Origin of the sequence: Paraburkholderia sp. SARCC-3016, assembly GCF_031119615.1 — a bacterium.
In the GTDB taxonomy this organism is placed as follows: domain Bacteria; phylum Pseudomonadota; class Gammaproteobacteria; order Burkholderiales; family Burkholderiaceae; genus Paraburkholderia.
This window is the reverse complement of the sequence record NZ_JAVHZD010000030.1, coordinates 61,034-82,121: the sequence shown is the minus strand read 5'-3', so window position 1 is coordinate 82,121 and position 21,088 is coordinate 61,034. Positions and strand designations below refer to the sequence as shown.

Annotated in this window: 19 protein-coding genes; 3 read left to right on the top strand and 16 right to left on the bottom strand. The window is 63.9% G+C overall.

Annotated elements, in window-relative coordinates; all coding sequences use genetic code 11:
* Positions 1 to 31 precede the first annotated feature (31 nt).
* From QYH69_RS26875 to QYH69_RS26830, 10 genes are all read right to left on the bottom strand, one after another.
* Positions 32 to 292, bottom strand: coding sequence for a hypothetical protein (locus tag QYH69_RS26875; protein ID WP_308834758.1), 261 nt, complete (start codon positions 290 to 292; stop codon positions 32 to 34).
* Positions 289 to 486 carry a hypothetical protein gene (locus QYH69_RS26870; protein ID WP_308834757.1) on the bottom strand — a complete coding sequence of 66 codons (198 nt, stop codon included), beginning with the start codon at positions 484 to 486 and terminating at the stop codon, positions 289 to 291. Before QYH69_RS26870 ends, QYH69_RS26875 begins: the two co-directional genes overlap by 4 nt.
* 400 nt (positions 487 to 886) lie before the next feature.
* On the bottom strand, positions 887 to 2,080 hold the full coding sequence (gene zigA, locus QYH69_RS26865) for a zinc metallochaperone GTPase ZigA (protein WP_308834756.1): 1,194 nt from the start codon (positions 2,078 to 2,080) through the stop codon (positions 887 to 889).
* Positions 2,081 to 2,403: 323 nt separating this feature from the next.
* A complete protein-coding gene (locus tag QYH69_RS26860) occupies positions 2,404 to 3,306 on the bottom strand; it encodes an aspartyl/asparaginyl beta-hydroxylase domain-containing protein (protein WP_308834755.1) in 903 nt (300 codons plus the stop codon).
* 340 nt (positions 3,307 to 3,646) lie between these two features.
* Positions 3,647 to 5,284 carry a gamma-glutamyltransferase family protein gene (locus QYH69_RS26855; protein ID WP_308834754.1) on the bottom strand — a complete coding sequence of 546 codons (1,638 nt, stop codon included), beginning with the start codon at positions 5,282 to 5,284 and terminating at the stop codon, positions 3,647 to 3,649.
* A gap of 71 nt (positions 5,285 to 5,355) precedes the next feature.
* Positions 5,356 to 6,273, bottom strand: a complete 918-nt coding sequence (locus QYH69_RS26850; RefSeq protein WP_083615180.1) for an ABC transporter permease — start codon at positions 6,271 to 6,273, stop codon at positions 5,356 to 5,358.
* Complete coding sequence (locus QYH69_RS26845; protein WP_308834753.1) at positions 6,273 to 7,217, bottom strand: ABC transporter permease; 945 nt, start codon at positions 7,215 to 7,217, stop codon at positions 6,273 to 6,275. The genes QYH69_RS26850 and QYH69_RS26845 overlap by 1 nt, the downstream gene beginning before the upstream one ends.
* Before the next feature lie 5 nt (positions 7,218 to 7,222).
* Entirely contained in the window at positions 7,223 to 8,722 is a 1,500-nt protein-coding gene (locus QYH69_RS26840; RefSeq protein ID WP_308834752.1) for an ABC transporter substrate-binding protein, read from the bottom strand.
* A gap of 53 nt (positions 8,723 to 8,775) precedes the next feature.
* Positions 8,776 to 9,927, bottom strand: coding sequence for an oligopeptide/dipeptide ABC transporter ATP-binding protein (locus QYH69_RS26835; RefSeq protein WP_308834751.1), 1,152 nt, complete (start codon positions 9,925 to 9,927; stop codon positions 8,776 to 8,778).
* Entirely contained in the window at positions 9,924 to 10,970 is a 1,047-nt protein-coding gene (locus QYH69_RS26830; protein ID WP_308834750.1) for an ABC transporter ATP-binding protein, read from the bottom strand. Before QYH69_RS26830 ends, QYH69_RS26835 begins: the two co-directional genes overlap by 4 nt.
* 137 nt (positions 10,971 to 11,107) lie before the next feature.
* Here QYH69_RS26830 and QYH69_RS26825 point away from each other — a divergent pair, with 137 nt between their 5' ends.
* Positions 11,108 to 11,971 (top strand): LysR substrate-binding domain-containing protein, encoded by an 864-nt coding sequence (locus tag QYH69_RS26825; protein WP_308834749.1) that lies wholly within the window; start codon positions 11,108 to 11,110, stop codon positions 11,969 to 11,971.
* 23 nt (positions 11,972 to 11,994) lie between these two features.
* Here QYH69_RS26825 and QYH69_RS26820 read toward each other — a convergent pair whose 3' ends face one another.
* Entirely contained in the window at positions 11,995 to 13,482 is a 1,488-nt protein-coding gene (locus tag QYH69_RS26820) for an MDR family MFS transporter (protein WP_308834748.1), read from the bottom strand.
* Between the two features lie 248 nt (positions 13,483 to 13,730).
* Between QYH69_RS26820 and QYH69_RS26815 the strand changes: the two genes are divergently transcribed.
* A complete protein-coding gene (locus tag QYH69_RS26815) occupies positions 13,731 to 14,063 on the top strand; it encodes a hypothetical protein (RefSeq protein ID WP_308834747.1) in 333 nt (110 codons plus the stop codon).
* 49 nt (positions 14,064 to 14,112) lie between these two features.
* Here the strand turns inward: QYH69_RS26815 and QYH69_RS26810 are convergent, their stop codons facing one another.
* From QYH69_RS26810 to QYH69_RS26800, 3 genes are all read right to left on the bottom strand, one after another.
* Complete coding sequence (locus tag QYH69_RS26810) at positions 14,113 to 14,661, bottom strand: GAF domain-containing protein (protein ID WP_308834746.1); 549 nt, start codon at positions 14,659 to 14,661, stop codon at positions 14,113 to 14,115.
* Positions 14,662 to 14,727: 66 nt separating this feature from the next.
* On the bottom strand, positions 14,728 to 16,149 hold the full coding sequence (locus tag QYH69_RS26805; RefSeq protein WP_308834745.1) for an MFS transporter: 1,422 nt from the start codon (positions 16,147 to 16,149) through the stop codon (positions 14,728 to 14,730).
* 188 nt (positions 16,150 to 16,337) lie between these two features.
* On the bottom strand, positions 16,338 to 18,143 hold the full coding sequence (locus tag QYH69_RS26800; RefSeq protein WP_308834744.1) for a gamma-glutamyltransferase family protein: 1,806 nt from the start codon (positions 18,141 to 18,143) through the stop codon (positions 16,338 to 16,340).
* Between the two features lie 207 nt (positions 18,144 to 18,350).
* Between QYH69_RS26800 and QYH69_RS26795 the strand changes: the two genes are divergently transcribed.
* Positions 18,351 to 19,121, top strand: coding sequence for an FCD domain-containing protein (locus QYH69_RS26795; RefSeq protein ID WP_308834743.1), 771 nt, complete (start codon positions 18,351 to 18,353; stop codon positions 19,119 to 19,121).
* Positions 19,122 to 19,177: 56 nt separating this feature from the next.
* On the opposite strand, the gene QYH69_RS26790 is transcribed toward QYH69_RS26795, so the two are convergent.
* Entirely contained in the window at positions 19,178 to 19,465 is a 288-nt protein-coding gene (locus QYH69_RS26790) for a hypothetical protein (protein WP_075158400.1), read from the bottom strand.
* A gap of 140 nt (positions 19,466 to 19,605) precedes the next feature.
* Positions 19,606 to 20,964, bottom strand: coding sequence for an adenylosuccinate lyase family protein (locus QYH69_RS26785; RefSeq protein WP_308834742.1), 1,359 nt, complete (start codon positions 20,962 to 20,964; stop codon positions 19,606 to 19,608).
* Between the last annotated feature and the right edge of the window lie 124 nt (positions 20,965 to 21,088).

Sequence of the window (21,088 nt, the reverse complement as noted above, 5' to 3'; positions counted from 1 at the left end):
AATTGCCGCATTGCTTGCCGCGTTACTCGGGCTACGCAGCCTCGACAGCGACCTGCTCGCCGCTTCGCTTCGCCCTGTCGACCGTCGGCGGAAACACGCACCAGCACCCGTCGTCATGCCTGAAAAAGAACAGTGCACGCGGCCCATCCACCGACTGCGCCTCGACCCGCACGTAACGCGTCCCGTCGTTGCGCGTGCGGCCGAAGTGCGTGACGTGCAGCGGCGTCGCCGCGAGCGGTGCGAGCCACTTCTCGACCAGCAGGCGTAGCGAACGATCACCTGCGGCTTTCACGACGTTCTCCAGCTCGGCTCGTCGCGCGCCTCTTCGCGAGCGGTTTCGCGGCTCTCGCGCTCTTCCTCTTCGGCTTCGATCTCCGCGAGTTCCATCTCGCGAATTACGGCAGCCGCGCGCAAAGCCCTGCAATTGGCTGAACGACGGATATCGGAAAGCACCCTCACCATCTGTCGCGTTGTTCTGCGTTTCATAGCACCCCCGCACTGCACAAGAGACTTGATAAAGCACTTTAACTTTATGCCTGATCACGCGTCGCTGTATTGTTTTTGACGAAATAGCAACAGTCGAATTTCAATTAATCGATCTTGTGTCCCACGCCTTCACTGTGCGCGAGTCCAACCTCGCGGGTCTGTGCGCTGACGACCGCAACCGCTGAACAAGTTCAGACGAGAAACCGAGCCGCTGGCGCAGGATATGCAGTGCGCGGCGGAAGTTGCCGCGCATGCGGTCAAAGGAGGCGGTGGAGGGAGGGTTTGCTGCTTCGTTGGATGCGGTATCGGTTGTCCGCGCAACCAATTGCTCGAGTTTGAGCGCGGAATCGCCCGGATTTCACGTTCGATTCCGCATCGAAGCCTGCACGCGTTCTATCCGCTACTGCGGCACCGCCCACGAAGGAAACGGATCTTCGAACCGGAGCCATTCCTTTGCGCCGAGTGCGAGCTCGTCATCGTCGAGCAGACATGCATCGAATGCGGCGCGTAACGTCGCCTCATTCATCCCCGTGCCAATCAGCACGAGTTCCTGCTGACGGTCGCCATATGGCGGCTGCGAGCGACGCTGAATGATTTCCAACGCTTCGGGGCTTTGCGGCCACGACGCTTTCGGCACCGCCGCCCACCATGTGCCCGCGCGATGGTGACGTGAAATCGCGCCCGCCTGCGACCATTCGCCGACCAGATCGTGACGCGAGGCGAGCCAGAAATATCCTTTCGAGCGCACGACCCCCGGCCACTCCTGCCGGATCCAGTCGAAGAACCGCTGCGGATGAAACGGACGACGCGCGCGATAAACGAAGCTCACGATCCCATACTGCTCGCTCTCCGGAATATGCTCTCCGCGCATTTCCTTGAGCCAGCCCGCCGCTTGCGCAGCCGCTTCGAAATCGAAGAGCCCGGTGTTCAGAATGCGATCGACCGGCACACGCCCGAAGCTGCTTTCGACGATCTGTGCGCGACCATTGAGCGCGCGCAGCACCCCCTTGAGCCGCTCGAGCTCGCTTGCACTGACCATATCCGTTTTGTTCAGCACGATCACGTCGCAGAATTCGACCTGTTCGGTCAACAGATCGACGACCGTGCGTCGATCCTCATCGCCCATCGTCTCGCCGCGGTCGGCAAGGAAATCATGCGAACCGTAGTCGCGCGCGAAGTGATATGCGTCGACGACGGTGACCATCGTGTCGAGCTGCGCGATATCGGAAAGACTGCGGCCTTCCTCATCGCGAAACGTGAACGTCTCGGCGACCGGCAGCGGCTCCGAAATACCTGTCGACTCGATCAGCAGGTAATCGAAGCGCTGCTCCCTCGCAAGACGCTGGATCTCGACGAGCAGATCTTCGCGCAAGGTGCAGCAGATACAGCCGTTGCTCATCTCGACCAGCTTCTCGTCGACATGCGACAACTGACTGCCGTCGCGCACGAGTTGCGCGTCGATATTGACTTCGGACATGTCGTTGACGATAACGGCAACGCGCTTGCCCTCGCGGTTGTTCAGAACGTGATTGAGCAGCGTGGTCTTGCCGGCGCCGAGAAAGCCGGACAAGACGGTTACGGGAAGCTTGGTCATGGATCGCTCGTGCAAAGAGTGCGTTAAGAGTGCGTTAAGAGTGCGTTAACCGGACACGGCCGGGATACCGATCCACAAATGTTATAATATAACAATTTCTGAACGCAAAACTTTGCGACGAAAAAACGACTTTGCACAAACACACCGCTGCCGCGAAGACTTCACAAAGCAAAAAAGGCAACGGTGCAGCGGCGGCTGCACAATTGCCTTTCCATACGTCTTGACTCTCTTGACGCGTCTAATCTAACGCATGTACTTTAACGCGCCGCGTTTTATCGCCGGCTTCCATCCGTTCCGCAAGTGTCTCGACAGCGGCAAAGCGTTCACATCAGATAAAACATGCCGGCAATGATCGAGCCGAACAGCGTCCATTTGACGAGATAGTAAGTGGGCCGATGCCACGCCTTGATCTTCTTGCCCGCGCGACGGATCGCATAGACATACTTGAACATGCGGTTCAGCACGCCGGTGCGGTCGCCGACCTCGTTCGGCGACGCGGCCGCGCGCATCAGCGTATCCGAGACGAGCCGGTTGATTGCCGACGCCCAGCGAAAACGCATCGGCCGTTCGATGTCGCAGAAGAGCACGATGCGCGACACATTCGTATCGTTCTTCGCGTAGTGGATATACGTTTCGTCGAAGATCACCTCCTCGCCGTCGCGCCAGTAGTACTGCTGGCCGTCGACGTCGATATAGCACTTCGGGTCCGCCGGCGTGACGAGCCCAAGGTGATAGCGCACGGACCCCGCGTACGGATCGCGATGCCGCACGAGGCTCGCGCCCGGCGGCAATTGCGCGAACATCGCGGCCTTCACCGACGGAATGCTCTGCAGCAGCCTGGTCGTGTACGGGCACAGCGACTCGGCCGACGGATGCGGCGCGTCGTACCACTTCAGATAAAAACGACGCCAGCCGGTCTTGAAGAACGAGTTGAAACCGATATCGGTGTAATTGGCCGCGGCCGCGATCTTCTGCTCAGCATCGACCGCGAGCGCCTCGTCGCGAATCCGCTGCCAGTTCGCGCGCAGCGGCGCGAGTTCGGGAAACGACGACGAGGCGATATACGGCCCCGGCTTGATCGACGAAAGCAGATAACACCAGATATTGATGGGTGCGAGAAAGGTCGAATGATCGGACAACTGCCGCCAGAATTTAAAGCGCTGCGTTCCGCGGTTGAATACGTATGCGGCGCTCGAAAGGAACCATGCCAGAACGATCCAGCGCATGATAGCTCCGGTAAATTCTTCTTAATGAAATTGTCAAAAAGTTTAGCGCCGATGCGCAGTGGATGCATGCATGTTGGCTAACCCTTTGGTGCATAAGGCGTGCCTAAACCCGGCACAGGCGTGCCGCTGCGGATGCGCGTGGAATGCGATGGACCGGGACGAAGCGATCGACGTCAACGCGAAGCGGCGTGGCGGTCGCGAGATGTTCGCGCAATGGTTGCGCGATGGTTGCCTGAGCAACAGGACGAACGGGAGGGGAAAGATACGCGGGCAGGCGATCCAGCGCCTGCCCGGCAGATGAAGCATTCAGGCATGGGTCGCGGCACGAGGCCGCGTGTAATCAGAATCCGGCTGCCAGTCCGTCGCGGCGGCTGTCGCTCGCCGCGACATAGCCGCGGTCCGGATCGTTGCGATCGAGCCTCCAGATGTACTGGCCCGAGCCGAAGTCCATATACGGATCGACGAACGACTTGATCTGGTGGCCGCGTTCCTCGAGCCCGCGCACGCACTGCGCATCGAGCGTCGACTCGACGTCGATCGTGAAGTCGCGGTTGACCTTCCAGCGCGGCGCATCGCACGCGGCCTGCGGCTGCTGGCCGTAGTCGAGCATACGCACGATCGACTGCAGATGGCCTTGCGGCTGCATATCGCCGCCCATCACGCCGAAGCTCATCACCGCTTCGTCGCGGCCATTCACTTCCTGCGTGAGGAACGCCGGGATGATCGTGTGGAACGGCCGCTTGCCGCCTTCCACGACGTTCGGCGACTTCTTGTCCATCGAAAAACCGCAGCCGCGGTTCTGCATCGAGATGCCGTAGCCCGGCACGACGATGCCCGAGCCGAACCCCATATAGTTCGACTGGATGAAGCTGACCATCATGCCGTTTTCGTCGGCCGCCGACATATAGATCGTGCCGCCCGACTTCGGCATGCCGAAATCGAAATGCGTGGCGCGCTTCGGGTCGATCAGCTTCGCGCGCGACTTCAGATACGCGTCGTCGAGCATCTGCTCGGGCGTCACATCCATCGAGCGCGGGTCCGCCACATAGCGATAGACATCGGCGAATGCAAGCTTCATCGCTTCGATCTGCAAGTGCTGCGATTCGACGTTGTCGACGGTCAGCGACTTCACGTCGAACTGCTCGAGAATACCGAGCGCAATCAGCGCCGCGATGCCCTGCCCGTTCGGCGGAATCTCGTGCACCTTATGACCGCGATATTCCTTCGAGATCGGCTCGACCCAGTCCGCGCGGTAGTTGCGCAGGTCGGCCGCCGTCATCGCGCCGCCGTGCTCGCGCGCGAATGCATCGATGCGCTCGGCGATCTCGCCTTCGTAAAAGACGCGCGGACCTTTCTCGGCAAGCAGACGCAGCGTCTTCGCATGCCCCGGATAACGGATCAGCTCGCTCACTTCCGGCGCGCGGCCGTGCGGCATGAAGGTTTGCGCATAGCCGGGCACGTCCTTGAGTTCCGGCACCGCGGCCGCCCATTTGTGCGCCACGACGCTCGCCACGGCATGACCGCGCTCGCAAACCTCGATGGCGGGTTCCATCAGATCGCCGAACGGCAGCTTGCCGAACTTCTTGTGCAGCGCTTCCCAGCCTGCGATCACGCCCGGCACCGTAACCGAATCCCAGCCGCGCTTCGGTTGGATCGCAATGCCGTTTTCTTCGCCGTACTTACCCTTGAAGTAGTCGACATTCCACGCGGCGGGCGCCGTACCCGATGCATTGAGGCCATGCAGCTTGTTGCCGTCCCAGACGAGCGCGAACGCATCGCCGCCGAGTCCGCACGACACGGGCTCGACTGCGGTCAGCATCGCGGCCGCGGCGATCGCCGCATCGACGGCATTGCCGCCTTTCCACAGCATTCGCAGGCCGGCCTGCGCGGCCAGCGGATGCGACGTCGAAACGATGTTGCGCGCGAACACAGGCAGGCGCTGCGTCGGATAGGGGTTTTGCCAGTTGAAACGTGTCATGTGAAACTCAAACGGATGAAGTGTTGAAAGAAGCGAGCCGGGCAGCGACTGAAATGCTCACGCCGTGCACGCTACGATTCGCGTGGATCGAGCGCGTCGCGCAAGCCATCGCCGAGCAGATTGAAACCTAGCACAGCGAGGAAAATCGCGACGCCCGGAAACACGGACATCCACGGCGCCTGGCTCACGAAATCCTTCGCGGTGTTCAGCATCGAACCCCACGACGGCGCCGGCGGCAATTGCCCGAGCCCGAGAAACGACAGGCTCGCTTCGGCGATGATCGCGGTCGCGATCGTGAGGCTCGCCTGCACGATGATCGGCGGCAGCACATTCGGCAGGATATAGCGCACGATGATCCGCACGTGACCGAGACCGATGGCGCGCGCGCCTTCGACATATTCCTCCGCCTTCACCGCGAGCGCCTGGCCGCGCGTCAGACGCACGAAGCGCGGCATCGCCGATATGCCGATCGCGGCCATCGCATTCGTGAGGCTCGGGCCGAGAAACGCGGCGAGCGCGATCGCGAGAATCAGAAACGGAATCGACAGCAGCGCATCGGCGACACGCGAAATCACGCCGTCGACAAGCTTGCCGAAGTAACCGGCCAGCAAGCCGAGCGGCAAACCGATCACGACCGCGATACACACCGAAACGACACCGGCAAGCAACGACGCACGCGCGCCATAGAGCAGCCGCGCGAACACATCGCGGCCGAGCTCGTCGGTGCCGAACCAGTGCGCGGCCGACGGCGGCTGGCGCACGGTGAGGAAGCTCGCCTGCACCGGGTCGTAATGCGACAGCCACGGCGCGAACAGCGCCATGACCACGACCAGCAGCACGAGCACCGCGCCGAACACGGCGGCGCGATTGCGCATGAACTTCGTGAGGCCGCGGCGCTTGCGGCGCGGCAGCGTGTCGGAAGCACCGGCGGCGACACCGGCCGCGGCAGCGGACGAAGGCGCACGCACGGGAGACGCGGGAGTAGCCATCAGCTGCGCCTCATACGAGGATTGAGCACGATATAAAGCACATCGGCAAACAGGTTCACGACGATAAACGACAGCGCGGTCACGAGCACGACACCCTGCACGACCGCATAGTCGCGATTGAACACGGCATCGACAATCAGCTTGCCGAAGCCAGGAATCGTAAACACCTGCTCGGTCAGCACGGCGCCCGCGAGCAGTTCGCCGAACAGCAGCGCGAGCACGGTGACGATCGGAATCAGCGCATTGCGAAAGCCATGCTTGACTACGACGGCCATACGCAGCAGCCCCTTCGCGCGGGCGGTGCGAATGTAATCGGTGCGCAGCACGGACAGCATCGCGCTGCGCGTATGCCGCATCAGTTGCGCGCCGAGCGCGGCGCCGAGCACGAAAGCGGGCATCAGCATGGTTTTCATGCTGAGCCAGAAGTCTTCCCCGGGCGGCACATAGCCAGACGACGGCAGCAAATGCCAGCGCACCGACACGAGAAAAATCAGCATGATGCCGAGCCAGAAATTCGGAATCGACATGCCCGACAGCGCAAGAATATTCGCGCCGTAATCGAGCGGCCCGCCGCGGCTCGACGCGGAAATCACACCGGCCGGAATGCCGATGCCGATCGCGAAGATCATCGCCATCACCGCGAGCTGGATCGTCACGGGCAGCTTCTGCGCGATCAGCGACGCGACCGGCACGTCGGTGCGCAGCGACGCGCCGAGATTGCCGTGCAGCACGTCCTTGACCCACAGCACGTACTGCGTCGGCACCGGCTCGTCGAGGTGATACTTGGCGCGCAGCGACGCGATCAGCTGCGGGTCCTGATCCTCGCCGGCCATCGCCATCACCGGGTCGCCGGGCAACAGCTTCTGCAGGCCGAAGATCAGCATCGACACGAGAATCAGTGTCGGCACCGCGACGAGCAGGCGATTGGCGATGATCCTGAGCATGGCGTCTAGCCCTTGATGCCGACGCCGCGCAAGCGAATCAGCCCGTCCGGATACGGCGTGAAGCCCTGCACTTTCTTCGACAGCACGTACGGCCACGGCTGTATGTAGATGTAGACGTTCGGGTCTTCGTCGGCCAGCACTTTCGCGGCCGCGTCGTACTGCGCCTTGCGGTCCGCGACGGTCAGCTTCACGCGCGCGGCGTCGAGCAGCTTGTCCACTTCCGCATTGCAGTACTTGCCGTAGTTGAGGTTGCCCGCACACGTATTGAACTGATGCAGGTTGCCGTCCGGATCGACGCGGCCCGACCAGCCGAGGTACATCGCCTCGAAGTCGCCGCTATGCGCTGCGCTCAGTTGCGCGGCGTAGTCGGTCGGCCGCAGCTTCAGGTTGAAGCCGGCTTCGCCGACCATCGCCTGCAGCATCTGCACGATCTGGCTCGACACCGTGTTGTTCGGATACGTGAACTCGATGTCGACATGTTCGTGACCGGCCGCCTTCAGCAGCGCCTTCGCCTTCGCGACGTCGCGATGCGGCGCGGGCAGAGCGGCGTCGAAGTACGGGCTCGATTTGGGCAGCGCCTGGTTCGCCGGCGCGAAGATGCCGGCGCCGATCACCTGGTTGATCGCATCGCGATCGATCGACAGATCGAATGCCTCGCGCACGCGCTTGTCGCGCAGCACGGGGTTGCCGCGCGAGCCGTTGTTGATGTTGAACGTGACGTAGTAATAGCCAAGGCCCGGCGTGGTCACGAGCTTCAGGTTCGCGTCGCTCTTGACTGCATTCACGTCCGACGGCGCGACGCGCTCGAGCATATCGAGCGAGCCCGAGCGCAGGTTCGCGAGACGCACGGTCGCATCGGGAATCGGCAGGAACGTGATGCGCTGGATCGGATACTTCGCAGCGTCCCAGTAGCCGTCGAATTTTTCGAGTACGACACGATCGTTCTGCACGCGCTGCACCAACTTGTACGGACCCGAGCAGACCGGATGCGTCGCGACGCCGGCCGCGTCCGCAAACGTCTTCGGCGACAGCATCATGCCGGCGCGATCCGACAGCGTGGCGAGCAGCGCGGCATCCGGCTGCTTGAGCACGAAGGCGACCGTATTGGCGTCGATCGCATCGACATGGTCGATCGACGCGAGTTCGCTCTTGCGATTGCTCGTCGGCAACGTCATGTCGCGCTCGATATTCGCCTTCACAGCCGCCGCGTTGAACGGCTCGGCGTCCTGGAACTTCACGCCCTGCCGCAGTTTGAACGTGACCGTCTTGCCGTCGGCACTCGTGGTCCACGACGTCGCGAGCATCGGCACGATCTTCAGGTCCGGCGTGATATCGACGAGCGAATTGCACAGCGACGCGAACACGATGCGGTCGACGAACTGCACGCTGCGCGCAGGGTCGAGCGTACCGATGTCGTCCTGCAGGCCGATCCGGATCTGGCTCGTCTGCGCCATCGCGGCGGATGCGCTGAGCGCGAGCGCCACGGCCATCAAGATTCTTCGCATGCGGTCTTTCCTCTTTTTTCCCGGTTCAATAAAGCGGTGTGATGCAGGTTGTTCTATGACGCGGCCTGCGCGGCTTGCGCGGCTTGCGCCGCCTGCCGCTCGCGATAGATCGCAAGCCGTTCGGCGAGCTTCGTGCCGACAGGCGCGGCGAGAGGCGCCCCACCGCCCGCGTTCTGTATCTCGCGCCAGAAATGGCACGCCACGCGCCGTCCGTCGGCAAGGGTTTCGGCTGGCGGCCGCTCCTGCGAACACAGCGGCTTCGCATGCGGGCAGCGCGGATGGAAACGGCAGCCGGGCGGCGGCGCGGTCGGGCTCGGCAGGTCGCCGGTCAAGGCGACGCGCGCGCGACGCTCGTGCGGGCTGCTGACCGGAATCGCACCGAGCAGCGCCTGCGTGTACGGATGCAGCGGCGTGTCGAACAACGCATCGACGTCCGCAAGTTCGACGATTTCGCCGAGATACATCACGGCGACGCGGTCGCTCATATGGCGGATCACCGCGAGATCGTGCGCGACCATGATCAGCGTGAGGCCGAGATCCTGCTTGAGCGTTTCGAGCAGATTGATCACCTGCGCCTGCACGGACACATCGAGCGCCGACACGGGCTCGTCGCCGACGATCAGCTTCGGTTCGCCGGCGAGCGCGCGCGCAATGCCGATACGCTGCCGCTGGCCGCCCGAAAATTCGTGCGGATAGCGGTCCGCGTAGGCCGGCTGCAACCCGACCGTGCGCAGCAACTGCGCGACGCGCTCGCGGCGCTCGGCGCCATTGCGCGCAAGCCCATGCAACGCGACCGGCTCGCCGACGATCTGTCCGACCGTCATGCCCGGGTTCAACGACGCGAACGGATCCTGAAAGATCAGCTGCATTTCGCGCCGCAGCCGCCGCATCGGCGCGCCATGCAGATGCGTGATGTCTTGCCCCTGGTACAGCACGCGGCCCTGCGTCGATTCGATCAGCCGCAGCAGCAGGCGGCCGAGCGTCGACTTGCCGCATCCCGATTCGCCGACGATCGCGAAGGTCTCGCCCGCGCCGACCGAAAACGACACATCGTTGACCGCATGGACGACGGGCGTGCGCGTGAACAGATGGCGCTCGCCGCCGAAATGTTTCGTCAATGCGCGCGCTTCGATGATCGGCGCGTGCGCTGCGGGTGCCGCGGCGTCGGAAGCCGCGACGAGGGTCTGGATAGCGGGCGCCGTCATGCGAGCTCCCTGCGCATCGGCGCGCCCTGACGTTGTCCGCCCGCGGCAGCAGCGGTCTGCTCGACCGGCGCGAGCCAGCACGCCACCCGATGCACGCCCGTAACGAACTGGTCGGGCGGCACCGCATCGACACAGCGCTGCTCGGCAAACGGGCAGCGCGGCGCAAAACGGCAGCCGTTCGGCATCTGTTCCGGCGACGGCACCGAGCCGCGAATCGTCGCGAGCGAGCCTTCGCGCTTGCCCGTCGACGGAATCGCGCCCATCAGGCCGATCGTGTATGGATGCTGCGGATCGTCGAACAGATCGGCGACCGTGCCGTATTCGACGATACGGCCCGCGTACATCACCGCGACATGGTCCGCGACTTCCGCGACGACGCCGAGGTCATGCGTGATCAGCACCATCGCGGTACCGGTTTCAGCCTGCAGATTGCGGATCAGCGACAGAACCTGCGCCTGAATCGTCACGTCGAGCGCGGTGGTCGGCTCATCGGCGATTAACAGACGCGGCCGGTTCGCGAGCGCCATCGCGATCATCACGCGCTGGCGCATGCCGCCCGACAACTGGTGCGGATACGCATCGAGGCGCGTTTCCGGCGCGGGAATGCGCACGAGCCGCAGCATCTCGAGCGCCGCTTCGCGCGCTTCGGCGCGGCTCAAACCGCGATGCCGCCGGATGCTTTCGCCGATCTGCTCGCCGACCGTAAACGCCGGATTCAGCGACGTCATCGGCTCCTGAAAGATCATCGAGAGCCGGTTGCCGCGAATATCGGCCAACTCGCGCTCGGAAAGCGTAAAGAGGTCCCGGCCGTCGAAGCGCGCGGTGCCGGCCACGCGTTGCGCGGGCGGGCTCGGCAGCAACCCCATCAGCGCCAGCGACGTCACGCTTTTGCCGCAGCCCGATTCGCCGACGATGCACAGCGTTTCCCCGGTGCCAACCGCAAACGACACGTTGTCGACAAGATTCGGCATCGCGGCCGAGCGCGAAAACTTCAACGAAAAGCCGCTGACCTCGAGTACCGGTCGGCGCTCGCCATCGCTCATGCTGTGATACTCCCCACGGGCTGGTCGTCCTCGGAGACGCTTTCAAGCGTCATTTGAAACGACGATTATGAGTGCGGCATCCGACAGAAAATATTAATATTTCTTGCCGACACTTAAATTTTTCTTGACGATCAAGCATGCCCACGCTGCGGATGTTGAAAACCTTTCGGGCCGTCGCGCGAACCGGATCGTTCGCTGCCGCCTCGGAAAAAGTCGCGTTGACGCAGGCCGCCGTCAGCCTTCAGATGCGTGGGCTCGAGCAGGCGCTCGGGCGGCAACTGTTCGCACGCAGCGGACGGCAAATCGTGCTGACGCGCGATGGGCAGCAGATCTGGCCGAAGGTCGAGCAGATTCTCGATCTGCTCGACGAGCTTGACGCGGACCCGGCCGATTCGATGATCGGGCCGCTGACGATCGGCGCGGTGGTGTCGGTGATCGGCGCGCTGTCGCTCGTCGTCGCGCGTCTGAAAACCGCGCATCCGCAGCTCGACGTGCGGCTGCTGTCGGCGCGCTCCGACGAACTCGCGGCGCTCGTCGAAGCAGGCGACGTCGATATCGCGGCCGTGGTGGCACGCGCCGATGCGACGCTGCCCGACACGCTGAAGTGGACCACCCTGTATAGCGAGCCGCTCGTACTGGTCACGAGCAGCCAGATAGCCGACACCGACCCGCAGCGCATTCTGCGCGGTCACGGCTTTCTGCGCTTCGACCGGCGCGTGCGCACCGGGCGTGTCGTCGAGCAGGCGCTGCGCGAAGCGGGGCTTACCGTCAACGAATATCTCGAACTCAACTCGATCGAGACGATCGTCGCGCTCGTGCGGGAGAACGTCGGCGTCGCCGTGCTGCCGCTGCTGCATCGCGGCAACTGGCGCAACGATCCCTCGCTGCGCGTGCTGTCTATTTCCAATCCGCCGATGCTGCGCACGGTCGGGATGATTCAGCGTGCGTCGTATGACCGGCCGGGCATTACGCAGGCGATCATCGATACGCTGCATGGGTAAAGCGCGGCGCTCCGATCAACCTTTCAATGCGCGACCGGCGTCGTCACCTCGCGCTTGTGGCGAATCACCACCGAGGGCACGAGCATCGCAAGCAGGAACAGCGCAATCGAGACACCGAGCACGCCCGCAAACGTCAGATGCAACGACTGCTGCAATGCGACCCGCACGCCTGCATCGGCAGCGGCGCCGAGCTTCTGCGCCGATGCATCGAGTGCGGCGCGCAGCTGTTCGGGCGTCACCGCGCCGATCTGGTTCGCATGCGAAAGCCCGAAGTTGAACACGGCGCCAAAGACCGTCGCGCCGAGCGTGCTACCCAGATTGCGCGAAAACAGATTCGACGCCGTCGCGCTGCCGCGCTGGTTGGCCTCGACGAGCTCCTGAATCAGCACGAGCGCCGCCGTGGCCGACAAGCCCATGCCGAAGCCCATCACGAGCGAGCCGAGCGCCGCCGTGAGCGGCGCGCTATCGACGCCCATCAGCGCAAACACCACGCCGCCCGCCGGAATGAACACGCTGCCGACCACCAGAATCGAGCGCAGGTTGTAACGGCGAAACAGCCGCGCCGAAATCGTCGCGCCGACCGGCCAGCCGACCATCATCACCGTCAGCGCCATGCCCGCCACCACCGGCGAGCGCTGCAGCACGCCTTGCACGTAGATCGGCAGGAACGTCGTCACGCCCATCAGCACCATGCCCGAGAGCAGCGTGGACGCATTGGTCGCGGCGATAGGTCGGCGACTCCACAATGCAAACGAAATCATCGGCTCGGCGGCGCGCCGCTCCTGGATCACGAACAGCACGGAAGCAATCGCGCACACGGCGCACGCGTAGAGCGCATGCCGACCTGCGGACGCGCCTGCATCGGTGAGCGCGATCATCAGCGCCGCAACCGCGACCGTGAACAGCGCCGCACCGGCAATATCGATCGACGGCCGCTGATGCCCGGGCTTTTCGTGCAGGAACGCGATAAAGCCCGCCGTCGCCGCAAGCCCGATCGGCACGTTCATCCAGAAGATCCACGCCCACGACAGCGCGTGGATGATGAAGCCGCCGACCACGGGTCCGACCACGGCCGAGACCGCCCAGACGCTCGCCAGATAACCCTGCACCTTGCCGCGCTCGTGGGCCGGATAGAGGTCGCCGACGATCGTCATCGCAACCGGCTGGATCGCCCCGGCGCCGATGCCCTGGATCAGCCGGAACGCGATCATGGCCGGCATCGACCACGCGAAGCCCGCGAGCAGCGAGCCCGCGAGGAAGATCGCGATGCCGACGAGCATCACGGGCTTGCGCCCGAACAGATCGGCGAGCTTGCCGAACACGACGGTCATTGCCGTCTGCGCGAGCAGAAACGACGAAAACACCCAGCTATAGAGATCGAGTCCGCCTAACTGCGTCGCGATTTGCGGCATGGCGGTGGAGACGATCGTCATTTCGATCGCGATCATGGCCGTCGAGGCCATGACCGATGCAATGACGAGCGCACGTCCGGAATTGCGCGATTCGGCCATTTGACGTGTAGGGATTTGACTGCGGGGGAGCGGCAATGCGAAGCGCCTTCGCTTCGCGGCGGAAGACGCAATTCTGCCAGCCGGAAACGAATCGTGCTGGCGCTGACCGCACAACGACAGCCCGCCATGCGGGTTCATACCACCCTCGTTTGCAAAGGATTAAAGAAACCTTTAAAAGAGTCGTAAACGAAATGGAAGCCCGGCGAGGTTCGAACGGTCGATTTGCCGGCACCAAAAAAGGAGCAGCAATGAGAATTGCAGGCCGGCAGGTTTATGAAACGCAGCGCATCGCGGCAGATGTGCAGAAGAAGCGCGACCCGCACCGAGACCCGGCCAAAGGCGGCGCGGACGATGGCACCGTCACCACGCAGGAAGGCACGAAGCAGTCGCTGTTCGACGTGCTCTGGCCCGACTCGCAGTCCGGGCAGACCTCGAACCAGACGTCCGGATACGAGACGCCGCATGTGCCGCACCATTCGGGCGCGACGAGCGGGCACAAGCCGCAGCAACCGGCGTCGCCGGATACATCGGCCGGCGGCACGGACAAGCCGTCCGGTTCGCAGGTCGATATCTACGTCTGAAATTCGAGTCGGCAACGCGGCGCCACCGGCCGTCGCGCAAGCTTTTCCGTCACGCGCAGCCGGCTCTGGCCCGCTGCGCCGTTTTCGGCTTCGCGCAGCACTGATACAGCGCGAGCGGCGCGGCAAGAAACGATGCGATCACGAGCCCCGCTTCCTCGTGCGCCTGCGTGTACCAGCCTTCGACGTGCGTCAGGTTCATCGTTCCGACACACCGCCCGTCATACGCAACCGGAATATTCAGAATCGAGCCGAGCCCCATGCCGGTGATCACCGCATGGTCGTCGAATGCGGCGCGAATGCCGGCCGCATCGGTCGCGCGGAACGGCAGCAGATTTTGCAGCGTGTGCTCGGCCCACGCGCTGCCGCGCTTCTTCTTGCGGCCCCCCAGCGGATAGACGGTCGGCATATTCGTGTACAGCCGTTCGACCTCGTAACGCCCGGCATCGAACGACATGATCGTGAAAAGCCTGCAACCGAGCGTTTCACAAGCAACCGCGTAGATCTCGCGAAACATCGCATCGGGCTGGCGCGCGGTACGCATTGCGCGCGCGAGCCGCGCAACGTCCTGCAGATCGAGCGGGCGGGAGTCGGGTTGCATATCGATGGTCCGATGGTTCCTATGATGGGTGTTGCCGGCTCCGCTGATTGCGCCGGCTCTGCCCGGTCAACCGTGAATGCGCCGCGAGCCGCGCAATTCATCGAGGTCCGGCTTCGCGGCCAGTTCATGCTTTTCGATGTCCTCGAGCGAGCGGTTGCGCGTTTCGATGCCAAGAAAGAACACGATCGACGCGCCGGCCACGAGCACCGCGGTCGTCATGCCGAACACGCCGGCAAAGCCGAACGCAGGATAGATGAAGCCGACCAGAATCGGCGCGCTGACCGAACCGATGCGCCCGAACGACGACGACGAGCCAACGCCCGTCGTGCGCACTGCCGTCGGAAAGATTTCGGGCGTGTATGCATAGACGCCCGCGAACGCGCCATTCATAAAGAACGACAGACACATGCCCGCGGCCATGATTTCGAACTCCGCCTGCGACAGCGCGAGGCAAACGGCGGCGAGCGCGCCGAGCAGCATATACGACGACACCACCGCCTTACGCCCGATCCGCTCGTTCAGAAACGCGGCCGAGAAATAGCCGGGAATCTGCGACGCGTAGATCGCAATCGAATAGCCGAAGCTTTGCGTAATCGTGAAGCCCTGCTTCACGAGCAGGCTCGGAATCCACGCGAAGAACGAGTAGTACGCGAATGCGACGGAGAACCACATCGCCCAGCTGATCGCGGTCACGCCCGCGAGCCGCGTCGACCAGAGCGCGGCGATATTGCGCCAGGCGCCGCCGCGCACGTTGCGCCGCGGCGACGGCGGACCGTCGAGCACGACCCGGCGCACCGGTGCGAGCGTCATTCCGCGCTTGATGAAACGGTCTTCGACGCTCGTCACGATTTCGTCGGCTTCGCGCAGGCGCCCGCAGCTTTCGAGCCAGCGCGGCGACTCGGGCAGCGAGCGCCGCCACCACAGCAGCATCACGACCGGCACCGCGGTCAGCATCGCAACATAGCGCCAGCCGTCGGCGAAATTGCGGACGATCGAAAAGCCGAGCACCGACGACGTCAGATAGCCGAACGACATGAAGCCGACGAGCGCGCCGCAAAACACGCCGCGATAGCGGCGCGGCACGAATTCGGCGAGAAACGGCGCGATCACGACCGCCTCGGCGCCCGAGCCGAAGCCCGCGATCATCCGCAGCACGAAGAACGCGTGCCAGTCGCCGACAAGACCGCTGGCGAACGACGCGACGCAATAGATCGACAGCGCGCTCATCATGATGCGGCGCCGTCCGATTACGTCCGCGGTCACACCGGACACGAACGCGCCGAAGAAATAGCCGATATACGTGCTGCTCGCGACGAGCCCGGTCTGTGCGCTGCTCAAATGCCAGAGCTTGCCGACGATCGGCAGCAGAAATGCCAGCGACGACGAGTCGAGGCCGTCGAACAGATAGCCGAGCCCGCCGATCATCAACAGTTTTCGATGAAAGCCCGATAACGGCAAGCGTTCGAGTCGAGCCGCAACGGTAGACATGAACTTCCCCCTGAAAACGCAACGCCTGAGTCACATGACGCGCGCGAGGCGTCCGATCCTCGCATCCCGCCGTGACCCGCGAACGTCACGACGGACCATGACGACGCACGCAACATCCGCGCACCATCGTGCAAAAACCAGCGCAAAAACCGGCGCAGCCGCCTCCGATAAAACCCACGCTCGCATGCTCAGCGCCCAATCGCATATGCCTGCATCTGCCGCGGCGTCGCCGCGCCGCGCATCAGGCCATCGCGCAGGCTCACCGCGCACACGCGCCCCAGCGCCCACGGGTCTGCAACGGTGAGGTCGTGCCCCCGCGCTTGCAGTTCGGCGAGCGTACGCGCCGGAAAACGCGCTTCGGCGGACATCTTGCCGAGCTGCATCGCGCGCGGATAGAACGATCCCGGAAAATGCGCGGTCTGAAACGACGGCGCATCGATCGCGGCCTGCAGGTCCATGCCCGCATGCACATGCCGCAAGAACAGTTGCAGCGACCACTGGTCCTGCTGGTCGCCGCCCGGCGAACCGAACGCCGCATACGGCGCGCCGTCGCGCGTGACGAGCGTCGGCGATAGCGTCGTGCGCGGCCGGCGGCCCGGGCCGAGCGACGACGGCAGGCCCGCTTCCATCCAGAACATCTGCGCGCGCGTCGTCACGTTGAAGCCGAGACCCGGCACCGCGGGCGACGCCTGCAGCCAGCCGCCCGACGGCGTTGCCGACACCATGTTGCCCCAGCGGTCCACGACATCGAGGTGCACGGTATCGCCGCGCAATTCCGGCAGCGGCGCGAACGTCGGCTCACCCTGGCCGAAGCCGCCCGGCTGTTGACGCCCCGCATTCGCGATGATTTTTTGCGCGCGCAGCAGGCTGTCGCCGCGAATCTTGCCGTGTGAGTCAGCGAGTTCGCCGGGCCGGAATTCGAACGAGGCGCGCGCGGGATCGACGAGCTTGCGGCGCGCATCGTTATAGCGGTCCGACAGCAGCGTATCGAGCGGTACATCGGCATGCAAAGGATCGCCATAAAACACTTCACGGTCCGCGAACGCGAGCTTTGCGCATTCGATGACCGTATGCACGAAGTCGGGCCCAAGCGGGTCGAGGCTCGCGAGATCGAAACCCTTCAATAGCGCGAGCTGCTGCAGGAACACCGGCCCTTGACCCCAAGGGCCGGTCTTGTGCACCGTGAAGCCCGCATAGTCGTACGACACCGGATCTTCGTACGACGGCGTCCAGCGCGCGAGGTCGTCACCGGTCAACAGGCCGCGATTGCGCTGGCCAGACGTATCGAGCACGGCGGTTGTGCGGAAGTAACGATCGATGGCGTCCGCGACGAAGCCCGCATAGAACGCGTGCCGCGCGCGTTCGCATTGCGCGGCGCGATCGCCGCTGCCTGCTTCTTCGAGAATGCGCCGATAGGTCGCGGCGATCGACGGATTGCTGAACAACTGGTTCGGCCGCGGCGCTTCGCCATCGCGCAACCACTGCTGCGCCGACGTCGTCCATTCGCTCGTGAAGAAATCCCGAATCGCGAGAATCGACGCCGCCATGCGCGGCACCACCGGATAGCCGTGCTGCGCGTAACCGATCGCATAGCCGAGCACATCGGAAAGCGGCAACTCGCCGTAATCGCGCAGCAGCGTCATCCATGCGCCGAACGCACCGGGCACGACCGCCGGCAGCAAGCCGGTGCCGGGCACCACTTCGAGGCCCATGCCACGCATCCGCTCGATCGTCATCGTGGCCGGGCTCACGCCCTGACCGCACAGCACGCGGACGCGCTTTTCGCGCGCGCTGTAGAACACCACGGGCAACTCGCCGCCGGGCCCATTCAGATGCGGCTCCACGATCTGCAGCACGAAACCCGCCGCCGCGGCCGCATCGAATGCGTTGCCGCCCCTTTCGAGCACTGCCATCGCGGACGCAGTGGCCAGCCAATGCGTGGACGCGGCCATGCCGAAGGTGCCGATCAGCTCGGGACGGGTCGTGAATGCCATTGAATCGATCTCGCGATGAGCGCTTTGCAAGGGCTGCAGGCGGAACCAATGACGATTGGTTCGGCGAACAATTCATTCCTCGGCGGCACTTGCATTCTGCTTTTATCTAATGATTTACAGCCAATATATCCGAGTCAAGAAAAACATTGAAAACGCTTCCACTGGTGCTAACATCGAACCAATTAACAAATGGTTCGGGGTCAAACCATGACTGAAATTTCGGTGCTGGATCGCATCGCGAGCTATATCGCGCAGCACGAGCTGCGCGACGGGGACTTGCTCCCCGCGGAACGCAAGCTCGCCGAAGATCTATCGGTCAGCCGGCGCGAATTGCGCAACGCACTCGCATCGCTCGAAGCGGCGGGGCGCATCTGGCGCGGCGTCGGCCGCGGCACGTATCTCGGCGCGCGTCCGCTCAGGTTTGCGCAGACATTGAATGGCCTCTCCGTCGGCACGAGCCCGTCGGACGTCGCGGAAATGCGGCTCATGATCGAACCCGCACTCGTTGCGCTTGCGACGATGAAGGCAAGCCCTGCCGATCTCGCGGAACTCGAAAAAGTCGCAAGGAAAAACGCGTCGACGAAGGACGATTACGAATGGCAACAGTGGGACCACCGCTTCCATCTGCTGCTTGCACAGGCGACGCGCAATCCCGCGATCATCGCGCTGCTCGAAGCGATCAACGGCGTGCGCGTAAAACCCGCGCTGCGCGAAAAAACCGCCGATCAGGAAACGCGAAAACATTTCGCGGAACAACATCAGGCGATCGTGACCGCGATGATCGCGCGCGACAGCGAACTCGCCGAACAGCGGATGCGCGAGCATCTGTCGAGCGTGCAGGTGAGGGTCACGGCGCGCGAGAAGAACCGGGGCGCTGCTGCCGCGCCCGAATCCGCCGCAGCCACGCCCGCCGAAGCCACACCGGCCGCGCCCTCCCGGCGCGGCCGGTCCGCTTCATCGCGGCGCAGCGCCGGCTAATGCCCCCGGGTACGGCTAATACCGCGCGATATCCCCTGATGCCGCCTGATACCGCGTTAGTGCCAGCCGCGATCGTGATGTTCGCGCCACTCATGCTCGCGCCATTCACGACGACGCCATTCGCGCTCGCGCCACTCACGGCGCTCACGCCAGTCGGGACCATATCCGCCATAGCCAACCACGACCGGCGCCGGTGCGACGACCACCGGCGGCGGCGGCGCTTCATAGACAGGCGCCACAGGAATGCCGAGTCCGACCGCCACATCGACGTGCGCCGACGCCGCCGTCGACACGCCCAATGCCGCAAAACCGAGAACCATCGCGCCAAGCACCTTCTTGTTCATTTTGTGACTCCTTGCACGTGGAGTGCATGACTGTGAACCCGATTCGCAGTGTAGAAGTCGATGTTTGACACAGGTGCTACATCGCTCGCACATTCGTAACAGGAAGTTAGCGATCCGTTAGTGAAGCGTTAGCGACCGGTTCAGTGCGAGCCTCCCTGTACATGCGCAACATGACGTGCCATCAACGATGCGGCGCCGAGATATTTCGACGGATCGGTCAATGTGCGCAGTTGCGCATCGTCGAAGCGCTCGCGGATCGATGCGTTGTTCGACAGCACGTCGTAGAGCGTGCGGCTCTCTTCGATCGCGACGCGGCACGCGTCATACACCACGTCGTGCGCATGCTGACGGCCGAGCGCAGGCGCGAGCCCCATCATCACCGCTTCGGCGACGATCAGACCGCCTGTCAGATCGAGGTTTTTGCGCATCCTCGCCGCGTCGACATGGAGGCCGCGCAGCATGAAGTTCGCCTGATGCAGCGCGCTCGATACGAGCAAGAAGCTTTCCGGCACCGCACTCCATTCGAGATGCCACGGGCCGGTCGCACGTTCGAAGTCGTGCATCATGCCGTCGAGCATCAGCGCGGCGCGCTCGCGCAGCATCTTCGCGGCGGCGAACATCAGTTCGCTCGAAATCGGATTGCGCTTCTGCGGCATCGTCGAGCTTGCGCCGCGGCCCGGCACGAACGGCTCCGCGACTTCGCCGAATTCCGAGGCGGCCATCATCATGACGTCGACGCTGACCTTGCCGAGCGAGCCGCCGATGCTCGCGAGCAACGACACGAGTTCGCAGAGGCCGTCGCGCGCGACATGCCATGTGATCTCCGGGTTACGCAGGCCGAGTTCCTGCGCGAACAGACGCCGCGTCTCGAGCGCGCGCACCGGGTCCCCGAGCGACGCGAGCGTGCCGGCCGCGCCGCCGAACTGCGCCATCAGCACGCGTGCCTTCGCCTGCTGCAGACGCTCCGCATGCCGATTCAGCGACGACAGCCACACGGCCGCGCGGAACCCGAACGTGACCGGCAGCGCATGCTGCAGATGCGTGCGGCCGGCCGTGACCGTGTCGGCATATTGGGCAGCGAGGCCGCGCAGCGCGTCGCGCACTTCGTCGAGCTGCCGCTCGACGATCGCGACACCGCGCATGCATTGCAGCATCGTCGCGGTATCCATGATGTCCTGTGTCGTCGCGCCCCAATGCACATAGCGGCCCGCTTCGCCGCACATCTCGCTCAACTGTTTGACGAGCGGCAGGATCGGATAGCCGACGATCTCCGTTTCGTGCCGCAACTGCTCCAGATCGAGCTTCGCGAAGTCGGCGCGTTCGGTGATTTCGCGCGCGGCCTGCCCGGGAATCAGGCCGGCCTTCGCCTGGGCGCGCGCAAGCGCGGTCTCGGCGTCGACGCAGCGCGCGAGATAGGCGGTGTCGGAAAACACGTCGCGCATCTCGGGCGTGCCGAACATGTCGCGAAACAGCGCGGAGTCGAAAACAGTGGTTGCCATTGTCGTCAGGTTCCTTGAATCCTTAATGCTTCATTGCCTCGGCTTCATTGCCTCGGCTTCATTGCGTCGGCTTCATTGCCTCGGCTTCATTGCGTCGGCTTCATTGCGTCGGCTTCATCAGGCC

Coding starts and splice junctions, on each gene's coding strand:
- QYH69_RS26850 (WP_083615180.1), bottom strand. CDS start 6,273: ATGGCTACTCCCGCGTCTCCCGTGCGTGCGCCTTCGTCCGCTGCCGCG.
- QYH69_RS26860 (WP_308834755.1), bottom strand. CDS start 3,306: ATGCGCTGGATCGTTCTGGCATGGTTCCTTTCGAGCGCCGCATACGTA.
- QYH69_RS26855 (WP_308834754.1), bottom strand. CDS start 5,284: ATGACACGTTTCAACTGGCAAAACCCCTATCCGACGCAGCGCCTGCCT.
- QYH69_RS26825 (WP_308834749.1), top strand. CDS start 11,108: ATGCCCACGCTGCGGATGTTGAAAACCTTTCGGGCCGTCGCGCGAACC.
- QYH69_RS26845 (WP_308834753.1), bottom strand. CDS start 7,217: ATGCTCAGGATCATCGCCAATCGCCTGCTCGTCGCGGTGCCGACACTG.
- QYH69_RS26870 (WP_308834757.1), bottom strand. CDS start 486: ATGAAACGCAGAACAACGCGACAGATGGTGAGGGTGCTTTCCGATATC.
- QYH69_RS26835 (WP_308834751.1), bottom strand. CDS start 9,927: ATGACGGCGCCCGCTATCCAGACCCTCGTCGCGGCTTCCGACGCCGCG.
- QYH69_RS26840 (WP_308834752.1), bottom strand. CDS start 8,722: ATGCGAAGAATCTTGATGGCCGTGGCGCTCGCGCTCAGCGCATCCGCC.
- QYH69_RS26800 (WP_308834744.1), bottom strand. CDS start 18,143: ATGGCATTCACGACCCGTCCCGAGCTGATCGGCACCTTCGGCATGGCC.
- zigA (WP_308834756.1), bottom strand. CDS start 2,080: ATGACCAAGCTTCCCGTAACCGTCTTGTCCGGCTTTCTCGGCGCCGGC.
- QYH69_RS26815 (WP_308834747.1), top strand. CDS start 13,731: ATGAGAATTGCAGGCCGGCAGGTTTATGAAACGCAGCGCATCGCGGCA.
- QYH69_RS26830 (WP_308834750.1), bottom strand. CDS start 10,970: ATGAGCGATGGCGAGCGCCGACCGGTACTCGAGGTCAGCGGCTTTTCG.
- QYH69_RS26785 (WP_308834742.1), bottom strand. CDS start 20,964: ATGGCAACCACTGTTTTCGACTCCGCGCTGTTTCGCGACATGTTCGGC.
- QYH69_RS26810 (WP_308834746.1), bottom strand. CDS start 14,661: ATGCAACCCGACTCCCGCCCGCTCGATCTGCAGGACGTTGCGCGGCTC.
- QYH69_RS26820 (WP_308834748.1), bottom strand. CDS start 13,482: ATGGCCGAATCGCGCAATTCCGGACGTGCGCTCGTCATTGCATCGGTC.
- QYH69_RS26805 (WP_308834745.1), bottom strand. CDS start 16,149: ATGTCTACCGTTGCGGCTCGACTCGAACGCTTGCCGTTATCGGGCTTT.
- QYH69_RS26790 (WP_075158400.1), bottom strand. CDS start 19,465: ATGAACAAGAAGGTGCTTGGCGCGATGGTTCTCGGTTTTGCGGCATTG.
- QYH69_RS26795 (WP_308834743.1), top strand. CDS start 18,351: ATGACTGAAATTTCGGTGCTGGATCGCATCGCGAGCTATATCGCGCAG.